Consider the following 13,072-nt stretch of genomic DNA (forward strand, 5'->3'; position numbering starts at 1 on the left):
ATAACAAATTGTTCACCTCATCATGCACAAATGTTCATTTAAAGAAAATTGTATAAGCGGCATGAAAGGTCTCATTCTTTTCTAATGTTTGAATGCCAAACTTCTCTTTATACTGTCCATTCGTCCCTTCCCTATCGGCGATGCCATACCACGGCTCAATACAAACAAAAGGAGCCATCGTTCCTTTTTCTTGATCATAAGGCGACCAAATGCCAACGAAAGGAAAGCCAGTGAGATCGACCTCAACTCCGTGACCTGCCCCTGAAGTCAATGACACTCGATTGATATGGCTAAAGATCATCGCATCATGCTGAAAAAGCTCTGGGCGAAGCTGGATCGGCTCAAGCTGAATGCCTTTTTCTTTCTCCCTGATAAGTGAATTCCGCAGTTCATATTGCACAGGGAGATGTTCAGTGGAAGGTGTCAATGTGAGTGAATAATCTGATGTTTGCTCGCCTTCAACAAGCGGAATACGAAATGCTGGGTGTCCTCCAATGGAGAAATACATCGTATCCTCTCCGTCATGATCAATTTCCCAGGAAATCTCCAGTCCATTTTCCAATAGTTCATAACGAATTCGCGCTGTAAATTCATACGGGTATTGCTTCACGTGCCGGCCTCTTGATTCATATTGAAAGGTCACCGTATGCTTCGTTTCTTCATATAAATCAAAATTGACATCACGTAAAAACCCATGCTGTGTGAGCTCAAAGGTTTGATCGTCAATCTTGTATTGATCATTCATTAATCGCCCAACAATCGGAAACAAGACAGGCGACACCCTACCCCAATAAGCTGGATCACCAGACCACATATAGTGACGCCCGCTTTCCTTGTCAAGCACCTCCCTGACTTCCGCTCCTTTTTCATGAATCTGAACCAATAACTGATCATTTTCAATCGTTTTCATTCAATACATCCCCTTTCCTTCTCCTTTTATTATGACAGGGATTTTGGTTTTGAGTATCAAATTCGACATCTCTTACTCACCAATTAAAAAAATTTTAAAAAAGACAGAAATTCGCCAACAAAATGTAATGCTGATTCGTCTAATCTTATATAAAATAAAAGAATCGTTGCTCTTTTGAATGAACAACAAAAAGAAGCGTTTGACATTGATGGGGGATTCATTTTCATGAACAGCAAGGAAAATCGTTTTCGTTATATTTTAGGATTAGATGGACTAAGAGCCGTTGCTGTATTGGCAGTCATTGCTTATCACTTACATATCGGACCCGCAAGCGGCGGGTTTCTTGGCGTTGATTTATTTTTTGTCATTTCTGGTTACTTGATTACAACGATCTTGTTACATAAGCAGGATTTAGGCTATCAAGAGCTTTTGCCATTTTGGATGGGACGGATCAGGAGGCTTCTTCCAGCCGCTTACATCATGATTTTTATAACCGTCAGCTGGTGCGCGATTGCTGGATCAAACGCATTATTGTCCATTCGTGGCGATGCCATATCGTCCTTTTTTTATGTCAGTAATTGGTGGTACATTTTTCACCAGCTTTCATATTTTGATAGCTTCAATGCCCTATCTCCACTGAAAAATTTGTGGTCTCTGGCGATAGAAGAGCAATTTTATATCATTTGGCCGGTACTGTTGATTGCAGGGCTGAAATGGGTAAAAAACAGATCCCATCTGCCTATGATCACCTTTGGACTTGCACTTGTCTCTGCCTTATGGATGGCGATACTTTATTCACCAGATACCGATCCAAGCAGGGTTTATTATGGAACAGATACTCGTGCATTTGCGCTCCTGATTGGATGTAGCCTAGCATTTGTGTGGCCTATGCAAAGACTGTCCAGCAAAAAATTACTTCCTGTTGGCAGACGTATTTTACATATTGCCGGGTTCGGTTCGTTTGCGATTTTCCTTCTTTGTGTTTATGCAGTGGACGATTTCGATGCCTTTCTCTATCAGGGCGGCATGCTTTTATTCTGTCTGAATGCGGCCATCTTAATTGCGTGCGTCTGCCACCCTGCAAGTCTTATAGGGAAATGGCTGTCCTTTCAGCCGCTCGTCTGGCTAGGTAAGCGGTCTTATGGTATTTACCTGTGGCATTATCCCATTATCGTACTGACCACACCGGTCATTGAAATTGGACAGCCTTCCATAGCGCGTGTCACAATGCAGCTCATCGCCATTTTACTAGTTGCTGAAGCTTCCTATCGCTTCATCGAACAACCGATCCGCCAGAATGGCTTCAGACAATATTTTTCCTCTTGGTCTATTTGGAAAAAAGGAATCAAACAGTGGTCTACATCTAATAAGGTGTTTCTTGGAATCACCGCAGCTCTTTTGATCTTATTTATCATTGGCATGTCTAACTCGTCCACTTCCTCCCCATATGTGAAGGAAGTGACGCAAATTAAGACAGCACCGAAAAAAACAGCCGAACCATCGGAATCAAAAGCGAAGAAAAAGAAAGAAAAGCACGAGAAAAAAGCGGTTTATCAAAAACAATTTCACCAAATTCTTGCCATTGGTGATTCTGTCATGCTAGACATTGCGCCGAATCTTGAAAAAGCATATAAACAGATCACCATCGATGGGAAGGTTGGCAGACAGATGAACGAAGCCATCAGTATCGCCCCTCAATACAAATCATTTAATCAATCTGATGCCGCTGTTATCATTGAACTTGGCACAAATGGTTATTTTACTGAGGACACGCTGAAAGCATTCATTCAAAACTTTTCAAAGGCACATATTTTCCTAGTGAATACGAGGGTTCCAAGGTCATGGGAAAATGATGTGAATGCGGTCATTCAGCGAGTGGCTGATCAAGATCAAAATGTCACCTTAGTCGATTGGCATTCAGCCGCTACTGGACAGCCATCCTATTTTCAGTCTGATGGTGTCCACCTTTCAAAAAAAGGTTCCGACACATTGACACAGCTCATCACTGCAAGCATCAAGAAAAAAGGGGATGTGTCGACGTCATCATAAAAAGACTAGCATTCTGCTAGTCTTTTTTTCAGCGTGATAGAAAACCTTTGCAGTCGAGGAAGGGCGAGTACCGGCGCGGAGCGAATTTGACATTCGTGAGCACCGGCACGCAGACCTGACACCGAATGCGAGGGTTTGTCTGCACGCTGCTTTTATGCCGTCAAAAGGCTGGCCCTTATCGCTAATGTCTGCTCTTCCTTTGTTTTTTGATCCACCAAAGCAAAAAGCCCGTTCTCATATGCTAGTGAAAATAATTGTTCAATATGAAAAACTCCTGACTGAAACCGCCTGTTCAATAAATGCAGGGCCGCAGCACAGGCGACTTGAGCTGTTGCTTGAGACTCGTCGTGTCCTTTTATACCAAGCGCTGCATGATGAACCTTTTTCCCATCCGTCCCTGCCGCTTCCACTTTGACTGCATATTGATCTGTACCCGCTTGAGAAGATTGAATCATTGAAATGGCTCTGTCCTTCATCTTCGGCAGTGTAAGAAACGACGTCAGTCCAAGGCTCCTTGTGAAGGCCAATGCACCCGTCGCGAGACGTGAATCAAAACAAAGCCTTGTCGTCACAGATGGCACATGAAGTGTGGAAGGCAATGTCTGTTGATCAGAGAAGGGGAATCGATAGGCATACCGCTTTCCAAGCTGTTCACCAAAGTTGACCTGTCTGCCTCCAGTAAAGCTTTTCACTCTTTTCCGCTGATCATGCTCAGTGAGTTCATATTCAGTATGGACATGATCAATGGTCCATTCAATCGCGGCTTTTCCATGCTGATCCCCCAACCCAAGCATAATCCCAATATCTATTTGATCCACTGATGAAAGCATAGATGCCGTTTTTGCAGCTAATAAATTTGTAAGACCGGGCGCGAGACCTACACTGAGCAAAGCCGTTGCACTGATTTTCTGCTGATCCAGCTGTGCCATTTGCTCCATATACGCCCCCTTTGCAGAAATATCGATATAATCAATGCCTGCCCGCAGAACGGTTTCAGCAAATGACGTGTCATCTTGGTCGAGACACATGATCACCAGCTTTGTTTCATCCATCCAGTCAGAATGTAATGGCTGACTAACATCTAGTTTGTAAGGACGGACTCTTCTTTTTGTCTGCTGTGAAAATTGTTCGGCCTTCTCATAGCTCCTGCCCGCCGAAACAATTTGCCCTGGATACACTTCACTTAACTGAAGACATATTTGCTGTCCGACATGTCCATAGCCGCCAATTACCATCACCTGTGATCTCATCTCTCATCCGCCTCTCTACGACCTCGTTTGCAAACAAGCCCTTTGATCATTCCTGCCTGAAAATAAGGTCTGATGTCTCGAAACCCCGCCTCAATTAAATGTCCTCTCATCTCCTCCTCAGGCACAGGATATGTTGCACGTCCCACCCTGTCATTAAAGGACGAAAACACTTCTTTTCCTAGACCTTGCCGCTTCATGAAAAGAGACAGCATATGAAGCTCTTGCTGAAATGCGCTGGAATTCATCTCTCCTTGTATAAATGCGAGTACAAACGGGGCCCCTGGTTGAAGCCTTCGGGCAATCTCCTGTAAAAATGGCAGCCGATTTTCTACAAAATGAATCACGAGCAGGCTCACTGCGGCATCGTAAACAGCTTTAGCAGACACCTTGTTTAATGTGGTCTCATACCAGGTGACACGCGCCTCCATATGGAGCTGTGAAACCCGCTGTTTCGCCATATCCAGCATAGATGCAGACGGATCGACTCCTGTGATGAGCCAGTCTTCTTTTCTCTGAAGCATGTTGATGATCTCTTCGCCCCCACCCGCTCCGACAGTTAGAATACGAGAGGCCGCTCCCTTTATTTCAGTTTCTAATACATCTACTGATAACTCATGCAAAAGGTGATAGCCGGGTACTTTATGTGAAATCGTTGCTGCGTATGATTCAGCAACAGGGTCGTGCCAATGCTGGTTTCCTTTCATATGATTCTCCTCCAGTTCCTTTCCGCTTTCCATCGTTTCCTGTACACTAACGATATGACATCTTTATTGTAAAAAGAGGCACCAGAAAAAACGATCCCTAAAAGTGGGGGTTTTTGAGGAGGAGATCATGTGGTCAATCCAGCCACTCATTTTCAGCAGATAAGGCAGCACATTCGGGACGAGCTTGCTGCTGTCATTGATTTTGATGCCGTCTGTATCACAACCATCGATCCAGCCACTCTCCTCTCGACAGGTTCCTACACTGATGAACCGATTGAAGAAATTCATGACCAGCTCTTTCAAAATGAATTTTTAAAAAGGGACGTGCATCAGCATGAGTTTCTAGCCACAGGCCCTATTCATGCTGCGAGTCTCATCCAAAGCGGGGCATATTTGAACAGCGAGCGCTATCAGCATATTTTGTTACCTAACGGTTGGTCTGATGAATTGCGGGCAGCCCTTGTGATTCAAGGAGAATGCTGGGGTATCGCCAGCCTTTATCGTCAAAAGGGCAAGGAATCTTTTCAGAAGCGAGATATACAAGCAGTCATCGATCTAACACCGGCACTTGCAGCCAAGCTGAGAGATGAGCTTTTCAAAAAAAGAGACATTGAAGATGATGATGCGGCGGAGCAGCAAGGATTTCTCATTCTTTCAACTCATTACAAGCTTCTTTATGGAAATGAGACAGGGCTCCATTGGCTTCGTACATTTCAAGCCTTTGAACAAATCCATGACCAAGCCGTCATGCCCCGCCCGTTCAGAGCATTAGGCGCTAAACTTTTATACGGCGGCACCGATCAAACAGCAGCAAGCATCACAAGAATGCCTACGGGGGCCTTTCTTTCCCTTCAAGCCTTTCGATTGGCGCAGGCTGACAGGCAGGAGGAGGCTGTCATGATTCACATCAAACGAGCCCAAACAAATGATATTCTTCCTTATGCAGCGAAAACGTACAGGCTGACAGAAAGAGAGATGAACGTCCTCGACTGCTTATTAAAGGGCCAGTCGACAAAGGAAATTGCGAGTACGTTATATATTTCACCCCATACCGTTCATGATCATGTGAAAGCGATGCTGCAAAAGACGAATTTAAGCAGCAGACGTATGCTTGTTTACTTTTTCTCCAATATATAAAAAAGCGGCTACCGCACTGGTAGACCGCTCTCTCTTTTTATTTTCCTAAAACCAGCTCATGCAGGACATGTGCTACTCCGGCTTCATTATTAGATTTTGTTACAACATCTGCTACAGCTTTGACATCATCAATGGCATTTCCCATAGCGACGCCGCAGCCTGCAAACTCTAGCATTGAGACGTCGTTCCCGTTATCCCCAATAGCCATGACTTCTTCACGAGGAATTCCCAGCTCCTTCGCTAGAAGCTTCACGGCATTTCCCTTACTCACATCAGGATGCAGGATTTCAAGGAAGAAATCTGTACTTTTTACCATCATATACTTTTCCTTCACTTCAGATGGAATGGCTTGTATCGTTTTTTCCAAACGTTCTGGCTGATCAATATACATCATTTTTGGAAGTCTCATCGATGAATTTGCCTCTTCAACAGGCATATATTTCAGCGGCAGTTTTGTTAAGTAGGATTCAAGCACTGTGTATTCACTAATATCGCGATTCGGTGTGTATAAATTGGCTGAATCGAAATAATGCATCGGCGTGTCCAGCTGACGGCTCAATTCATATAACGAAGTTAAGTCATCATAGGATAATGTCAGCTCTGACACCACTTCATTTGTATGGCTGTTTTGAACAAGCGCTCCATTATAGGCGATCACATAATCTCCCTCTTGATCAAGCTGAAGATCAGCTAAATAGCGATTTACCCCGCCAATTGGCCGGCCTGTACATAAAACAATTTTAATTCCTTCTGCCTTAGCCTGTTGAATGGCTTCAAACACTTCATCCGGCACCATATGTTGATCATTTAATAACGTACCATCCATATCAATTGCGACTAATTTATACATTCACTGGTCCCCTTTTCTCAGCAAAAACGTGCTGTCACTATTTTGAGCCACCATTACGATGATGACAGGTTATTTCATTACTATTTACCTATTTTAGCCTATCGTTTTTTCTTCACGCTGTCTACTTGTTCTTATCTGTAACAAATATCACAAGAGTCTACTCTATTATAACGCATTCTATTCATCGTGCTGATTACCCATTTGAAACAAGTAAAACAGAACAATTGTCCACCACTATAGAATGTTTTGAAACGAGCAAATCTAATTGTATGATGAATAGCAAAGAAAGGAGGTGCAGGGAATGATTACGTTTACGAGAGGTAAATTGTCAAAAATGTCTGGAGTACATATTGAAACCATTCGTTTTTACGAAAATGAAGGGGTGCTCCCAGAGCCCAAAAGAGCGCATAACGGCTATCGTCTATATGATAAAAAATATGTACTCATGCTGTCATTTATCACCGAAGCGAGAAAGCTAGATTTCTCACTTAAAGAAATTCGTGAAATTATCAAATCACTTTTCGAAAAAAAGTCAAAAACAGAAGCTGAACAGCTGCTCGAGCAAAAAGTCGAAGATATCCAGCACTCTATTCAAGAGTTAAAAAAAAGGAAGGCAGCTATTCAATTGTTAACAAAGCAAACATTAGCAAATATCAGCTGATTGTAAGGGCTGCCAAAGGTGTGCCGGTGTTGATCACTGGCACACCTTCGCTCAGGTATCTCAGTACACGTTCAATGAAAACATCGGTTATACTAGAGTCAGCTTAACGAGTGGAAGGGGTTTTGAGAATGAACATCGCAACCATCGGAACAGGTATCATTGTGGAAGGCTTCCTGCAAGCGATTGAACAGCTCGACGGTGCTTCTTGTCACGCTGTCTATTCAAGAAAGGAAGCAACGGCAAAGAAGCTCGCAGACAAATTTGGGGTGCAGACAACTTATACGGATCTAACTGCTATGCTAGAAGATCCTCACGTAGAAGCCGTTTACATCGCATCACCGAATCGTTTACATAGCGAGCATGCAACGAAAGCATTGAAACACGGAAAACATGTGATATGCGAAAAGCCTTTCACCTCTAATGTGAAAGAGCTGGAAGCCTTAATCGCTCTCGCAAAGGAAAAGCAGCTTCTCCTATTTGAAGCCATTACGACCGTTCATATGCCAAACTATCATTTGATCAAAAAGCACCTTCATCAATTAGGTAAAATCAAACTGGTTCAATGCAACTATAGTCAATATTCAAGCAAATATAATCAGCTGCTAGCCGGCGAAACGCCAAATGTCTTTAACCCTGAGTTCTCTGGGGGAGCGCTGATGGATATTAATATCTATAATGTCCATTTCATCATGAACCTCTTTGGATCACCAGAGCAAGTCCGATATCAGGCAAACCGCCATCCAAACGGTATTGACACATCTGGTGTTTTGACGTTCACTTACAATGATTTTATTGCGACAAGTGTCGGCAGTAAGGATACAAGCAGCATGAACTTTGCATTGATTCAAGGAGAAAAAGGCTTCATTCATGTGAAAAATGGGGCGAATGGCTGCGAGGAAGTGCTGCTGCATGTTGATGACAGGGTCATCTCACTCAATGCACAAACGAACCCAAATCGGCTGTTTTATGAAGCAGAAGCTTTCCAGCAGATCATTGAAACAAAAAATCATGAACAGTGTTATGCATGGCTTGATGAAAGTCTCTCCGTGATGAAAGTTCTTGATGCCGCAAGAAAAGATGCAGGTATTGTTTTCCCAGCAGATCAAATTTAATGAAAAAAACCGCCTTCTATGAGAGGGCGGTTTTTTTCATTAAATACTCTTTGAATACGCCACAAGACGCTGAGACATGTGATTCACTTCATCGACTGCAGCATTCACTTGCTCTGTTAAAGCAGCCTGAGTTTGCGTAAGAGCTGTCATATTCGAGATATTTTCAAGAATTTCATCAATTTGTGTTTTCATATCCGTTAAACTAGATTCAATATTTTCCGTTGCATTGGCACTATGCAGCGCCAGCTTTCGTACTTCATCTGCAACGACAGAGAATCCGCGGCCTTGTTCACCAGCTCTAGCTGCTTCAATCGCAGCATTTAGACCAAGCAGGTTCGTTTGGTTTGCCACTTCTTTGATTAAGTCAGAAATATTTTTTGTCTCATCTGCACTATTTTTTGCTAAGTGTGCGGCAGACGTTGACTGCTCTTGAGCGACAGCCAGCTCCTGTGCTTGATTTGTCACAGAGCTAATGCCCGAAACCATCTCACTAATAGAACTTGAAAGCTGTTCTACTTGTGAAGCCATTTCATCTGCTGTTTTCTCTTTGTTTTTTTCTAACGTGATGTCACGAATGGTTCCTGCCACACGAAGAGGCACACCTTTTTCATCACGGATGGTTTCACCACCTGCATGATACCAGCGGTACTCACCATTTTTGCGTTGCAATCTGTAATCAATATCAAACGGTGTGCGTCCAGAGTGGTCATTTAAATGATCTGCAAAGGCTTGTAAAGCCATTTCTTGATCCTCAGGATGCAGACGGTCGCTCCAGCTGCTCAGAACATTCGGGAAATCTTTTTCGTCTGTAAAGCCAAGAGTTGTTCTGAACTGCGGAGACCACCAGAATTCGTTATTTGGATTGACTGGATCGCCGGCCTCTACCACCATGTCCCAAGGAGCTTCGACAAGCGCACGGTTGATTAAGTCATATCTTGTGACAAATGCTTGCAGCTCTTCTTCTTTCAATTTCTGATCATGAATATCAAAAAGTGCTCCCGCCACACGAAGAGGGACACCATTCCGATCGCGAACAGTCGTTCCAGTTGCTTTGAACCAGCGATAATCTCCGTTTTTTAACTTTAAGCGATATTCAATATCATACGGCGTACGCCCTGAATGATCCAATAAATGCGAAGAGAATGCATTTAGAGTATATTCTTGTTCATCCGGATGAATTCGAGACGCCCAGCTGTCTAATAGATTCGGAAAATCGTGTTCATTTTGAAAGCCGATCATTCTGCGGAATTCATCCGTCCATGTGAATTCATTTTTTGGATTGACCGGGTCTCCAGCGATAACGACCATATCCCATAAGCCAACTTGAATGGCTTTTGTCACTAAATCCATCCGCATTTGAATATTTTCATTGGCATCCTGCATCTTTTGCAAAGCTTCATTCATTTGCGCCACTGCTTCTATTGTTTGGCTAGAAGAAAATGCAGCAGTATCTAATCTTGCTGAAAGGTCTCCTTTTTCGATTCTTTCTATTAATTGGCTGCTTTCACTCAGAAGGATTCCAGCCGATGAATCATTTGCTTTTCTCTTAAACATCTTTCATAACTCCTTTCAACTCTAACATTCTTGAAATATTTTACAGTTATAAACAATTCTTTATTAGGACTTTAGTAATACAAATGATATATCGACAAAAACTGAAAATTGTTTATGTCATAAATAAGGCAAATGTTCATTTATTTGAAGTTTCATTTTTAGAATATGGATGAAATAAGGTAATTATGGATATAAATATATGTTTTGATAGAATCAACCTCTATTTTTGTCTGAAAAATCTCTTTTTTTATATTGACACTGACGTCTTGAAAAAAGAAAATGGAACATAAGCATTTTTTAAAAAAGGAGAACGTCATGAGCGCGAATCAGGAGCAACAAGAATTAAAAAAGCTTTTATCACCGCGTCACATTCGCATGATTGCGATGGGCGGGGTCATTGGTACAGGAATCTTTAAAGGAAGTGCCGATACAATTGGTTTAGCAGGCCCTGGGGTCATTTTTTCCTATGTATTTGCCGGATTGCTGCTCCTCATTGTAATGGCAGCATTAGCCGAAATGGCCATTGTGTATCCGGGAAATAATCTTCGCGACCTTATACAAATTGCGCTTGGTCAACGTTTTTCATTTGTTGTCGGCTGGGTTTACTGTTTTATGTGGCTCACTGTATGTGTCATTGAGATTATTGCAGCTGGCAGTCTGCTTCAATACTGGCTGCCGAACGTGCCGTTATGGTCACTATGTTTACTTTGCTCACTCTTAGTCATCGGAATTAACTTAAATAATGTAAAATACTTTGGTGAAATTGAGTTTTGGTTCGCTGGAATGAAGATTTTCGTTATTATTGTCTTTATTATTCTCGGTGCAGCATTATTATTTGGGATCATTCCAAACGAACAAAGCACACCAGCGCTTACCAACTATCAAAACTTCGTCCCGAATGGATGGGGTGCGATCTTTGCATCACTTTTAGTGGTTATTTTCTCTTACGGAGGCTCTGAATTGATTGGGCTGACCATTACTGAAACAAAGGATGCGGAGAAGGTTCTGCCTGGAGTAGTCAAAAGTATGATGTGGCGGATTATCTTATTTTACACATTGCCGATTTTGATCATCTGCGGCCTTATTCCTTGGAATCAAATTGACCCAAATAACAGTCCTTTTGTCCAAGTCTTTTCTGCTGCTGGTATGCAAGGTGCCTCTCACTTCATTAATTTCGTCTTAATTACAGCCGTTCTATCTGCCGCGAATTCCGGAATTTATGGAACGACGAGAATGATTCATTCTCTTTCTAAATCAGACGGCGGTCCGAAAAAACTGGCACGGGTCAACAAAAGAGGCGTACCCATTTTAAGTTTATGGGTTACCGTTCTATTTCTTCTCATCGGAACATTTTTTGCTTACTTATATCCAGACCAAATTTTCAGCTACATGCTGGCTATTCCTGGTTTTGCTGTTTCACTCATTTGGATCAGTATTTGTATGGCACATCTGAAGCTGCGTCCAAAATATCCACAGGAGCCGTATTTCAAAGTGTGGCTGTTTCCGTATCTAACTTTATTTGCAGGTCTTGTACTCAGTTTGAGCTTTGTTTTGTTCCTATTCAGACAAGAAAACCTGCCTAGCTCCATTATCAGTATCGGCTTCTTAGTCGCTGCCATCATCGCTTCATTCTTAATGAAAAAGAAGGCTTAAACGCCAAAACCCGCCGAAATGGCGGGTTTTTTTATGAGCTGCTATCTTCTGTTACCTCAAAATCAATCGACGCTTTTGGAATGCCGTTGATGATAATCGTTAAAGTATGGGTTCCCTCATAGTGCTTTCTCGTCGTCATATTTTGAAAGGACTGAGACCTGATAAATTCTCTATGTAACGCTGAACTTGTTTCAAACTCTGTGATTTTAAATACCTTTTGATTGCGGGTACCCCGAGCTTTGACATAGTCTATGGCATACTCTACACGCAGCTTTAGTGGCTTAGCAGCCTGAAGTGTAAATTGAAAGGTCATTTTCTCTCCAATACGAATAGGGTCTTGCACTACCTTCAAATCTGTTACTTGAACAGATGGATCATCCCCATAGCCAAACAAAGCCATGATATCTGGATCGCCTTTTTTTAGTAAGGTACGAGATGCATGTTTGATGATCCAGTTCGTATGTTCATTCGTTTCATACCAGCTTTTAGCCGTCTTCTTCATCAGATCAGGCCGAATCGCTGAAATGTCATTTAAGTGGTTTGCTACACTTTTTTGCACATAGCGCGCTGGGTCTGACTTCAAGTTTTCTAAAATAGGCAGCGTAACCGAAGGGTCCTTTTTAAGCGCAGGAACAGTTAATCCCCATGGCAAACGTGGTCTGCAACCTTCACTCGCCAGCCGCCGAATATGCTCATTTTGATTCTGTGACCATACAAGCATTTGCGCCAGCATTTTGTCTTGATCCTGTATCAAAAAAGGCCGAACGGCAAATTCAGAAGTGGAAAAAGGCGTAAAGAATTCAAGCGCCTTGATCGAGATATCCCAATGTGCTAGGCCATATGTTTCGACGTAGTCTGGAAATACAAGCGCACTAAGTCCTGAAAAATGAGGGGCTGTCTGACGCAGCACCTCAATTGCCTGCTCATAATCCTTAGGCAGACAGGCATGCATCGATTCAGTGACTCTTCTCATTCTGCCTTTTAACTCAAGCTGCTGCCAATCCTTTTGAAACACAAGCCGCTGGAATTCTCCAGCATCAAACCCAGTCGACGCTTGTGCAAGTTTCTCCGCTAATTCTTCAATAAATAATTCATGATAAACGTGTTTTAATGGTTCGATCGTGTCCGCCTCCCGCTTCTCAATATCTTTATTTTACCCCAATCTGAAAGAGGTGGTATTGCCAAAAGCAAA

The 13,072-nt window shown here is 42.6% G+C and carries 11 protein-coding genes; 5 read left to right on the top strand and 6 right to left on the bottom strand.

Annotated features, from left to right (window positions below; translation table 11 throughout):
* Nucleotides 1-34: 34 nt before the first annotated feature.
* Nucleotides 35-910 (bottom strand): aldose 1-epimerase family protein, encoded by an 876-nt coding sequence (locus tag H7F25_RS16870; protein ID WP_185853967.1) that lies wholly within the window; start codon nucleotides 908-910, stop codon nucleotides 35-37.
* 225 nt (nucleotides 911-1,135) lie between these two features.
* Between H7F25_RS16870 and H7F25_RS16875 the strand changes: the two genes are divergently transcribed.
* Nucleotides 1,136-2,959: an acyltransferase family protein gene (locus tag H7F25_RS16875; protein ID WP_185853968.1), complete on the top strand. Its 1,824-nt coding sequence runs from the start codon at nucleotides 1,136-1,138 to the stop codon at nucleotides 2,957-2,959.
* 152 nt (nucleotides 2,960-3,111) lie between these two features.
* On the opposite strand, the gene H7F25_RS16880 is transcribed toward H7F25_RS16875, so the two are convergent.
* Nucleotides 3,112-4,209, bottom strand: coding sequence for a saccharopine dehydrogenase family protein (locus H7F25_RS16880; RefSeq protein WP_185853969.1), 1,098 nt, complete (start codon nucleotides 4,207-4,209; stop codon nucleotides 3,112-3,114).
* The gene (locus H7F25_RS16885) at nucleotides 4,206-4,913 is read right to left on the bottom strand and encodes a class I SAM-dependent methyltransferase (protein ID WP_185853970.1); all 708 of its coding nucleotides are present in this window, start codon (nucleotides 4,911-4,913) and stop codon (nucleotides 4,206-4,208) included. The genes H7F25_RS16880 and H7F25_RS16885 overlap by 4 nt, the downstream gene beginning before the upstream one ends.
* A 129-nt stretch (nucleotides 4,914-5,042) precedes the next feature.
* Here H7F25_RS16885 and H7F25_RS16890 point away from each other — a divergent pair, with 129 nt between their 5' ends.
* The gene (locus H7F25_RS16890) at nucleotides 5,043-6,050 is read left to right on the top strand and encodes a helix-turn-helix transcriptional regulator (RefSeq protein ID WP_185853971.1); all 1,008 of its coding nucleotides are present in this window, start codon (nucleotides 5,043-5,045) and stop codon (nucleotides 6,048-6,050) included.
* Between the two features lie 37 nt (nucleotides 6,051-6,087).
* Here H7F25_RS16890 and yidA read toward each other — a convergent pair whose 3' ends face one another.
* Entirely contained in the window at nucleotides 6,088-6,900 is an 813-nt protein-coding gene (gene yidA / locus H7F25_RS16895; RefSeq protein ID WP_185853972.1) for a sugar-phosphatase, read from the bottom strand.
* Between the two features lie 301 nt (nucleotides 6,901-7,201).
* Between yidA and H7F25_RS16900 the strand changes: the two genes are divergently transcribed.
* Together H7F25_RS16900 and H7F25_RS16905 are read left to right on the top strand one after the other, a co-directional pair.
* A complete protein-coding gene (locus tag H7F25_RS16900; RefSeq protein ID WP_024423948.1) occupies nucleotides 7,202-7,561 on the top strand; it encodes a MerR family transcriptional regulator in 360 nt (119 codons plus the stop codon).
* Nucleotides 7,562-7,689: 128 nt separating this feature from the next.
* Complete coding sequence (locus H7F25_RS16905) at nucleotides 7,690-8,673, top strand: Gfo/Idh/MocA family protein (protein WP_024423949.1); 984 nt, start codon at nucleotides 7,690-7,692, stop codon at nucleotides 8,671-8,673.
* Between the two features lie 39 nt (nucleotides 8,674-8,712).
* Here the strand turns inward: H7F25_RS16905 and H7F25_RS16910 are convergent, their stop codons facing one another.
* Nucleotides 8,713-10,227, bottom strand: coding sequence for a methyl-accepting chemotaxis protein (locus H7F25_RS16910; protein WP_185853973.1), 1,515 nt, complete (start codon nucleotides 10,225-10,227; stop codon nucleotides 8,713-8,715).
* Nucleotides 10,228-10,542: 315 nt separating this feature from the next.
* Between H7F25_RS16910 and H7F25_RS16915 the strand changes: the two genes are divergently transcribed.
* Complete coding sequence (locus H7F25_RS16915; RefSeq protein ID WP_044334970.1) at nucleotides 10,543-11,880, top strand: amino acid permease; 1,338 nt, start codon at nucleotides 10,543-10,545, stop codon at nucleotides 11,878-11,880.
* Between the two features lie 31 nt (nucleotides 11,881-11,911).
* On the opposite strand, the gene H7F25_RS16920 is transcribed toward H7F25_RS16915, so the two are convergent.
* Nucleotides 11,912-13,000: a DNA alkylation repair protein gene (locus H7F25_RS16920; protein ID WP_375850692.1), complete on the bottom strand. Its 1,089-nt coding sequence runs from the start codon at nucleotides 12,998-13,000 to the stop codon at nucleotides 11,912-11,914.
* Between the last annotated feature and the right edge of the window lie 72 nt (nucleotides 13,001-13,072).

This window comes from Bacillus sp. PAMC28571, assembly GCF_014250435.1.
In the GTDB taxonomy this organism is placed as follows: domain Bacteria; phylum Bacillota; class Bacilli; order Bacillales; family Bacillaceae; genus Bacillus; species Bacillus safensis.

Excerpts from the sequence above, each read along its gene's own strand:
- H7F25_RS16870 (WP_185853967.1), bottom strand. The coding sequence starts at position 910 with ATGAAAACGATTGAAAATGATCAGTTATTGGTTCAGATTCATGAAAAA.
- H7F25_RS16875 (WP_185853968.1), top strand. The coding sequence starts at position 1,136 with ATGAACAGCAAGGAAAATCGTTTTCGTTATATTTTAGGATTAGATGGA.
- H7F25_RS16880 (WP_185853969.1), bottom strand. The coding sequence starts at position 4,209 with ATGAGATCACAGGTGATGGTAATTGGCGGCTATGGACATGTCGGACAG.
- H7F25_RS16885 (WP_185853970.1), bottom strand. The coding sequence starts at position 4,913 with ATGAAAGGAAACCAGCATTGGCACGACCCTGTTGCTGAATCATACGCA.
- yidA (WP_185853972.1), bottom strand. The coding sequence starts at position 6,900 with ATGTATAAATTAGTCGCAATTGATATGGATGGTACGTTATTAAATGAT.
- H7F25_RS16900 (WP_024423948.1), top strand. The coding sequence starts at position 7,202 with ATGATTACGTTTACGAGAGGTAAATTGTCAAAAATGTCTGGAGTACAT.
- H7F25_RS16905 (WP_024423949.1), top strand. The coding sequence starts at position 7,690 with ATGAACATCGCAACCATCGGAACAGGTATCATTGTGGAAGGCTTCCTG.
- H7F25_RS16910 (WP_185853973.1), bottom strand. The coding sequence starts at position 10,227 with ATGTTTAAGAGAAAAGCAAATGATTCATCGGCTGGAATCCTTCTGAGT.
- H7F25_RS16915 (WP_044334970.1), top strand. The coding sequence starts at position 10,543 with ATGAGCGCGAATCAGGAGCAACAAGAATTAAAAAAGCTTTTATCACCG.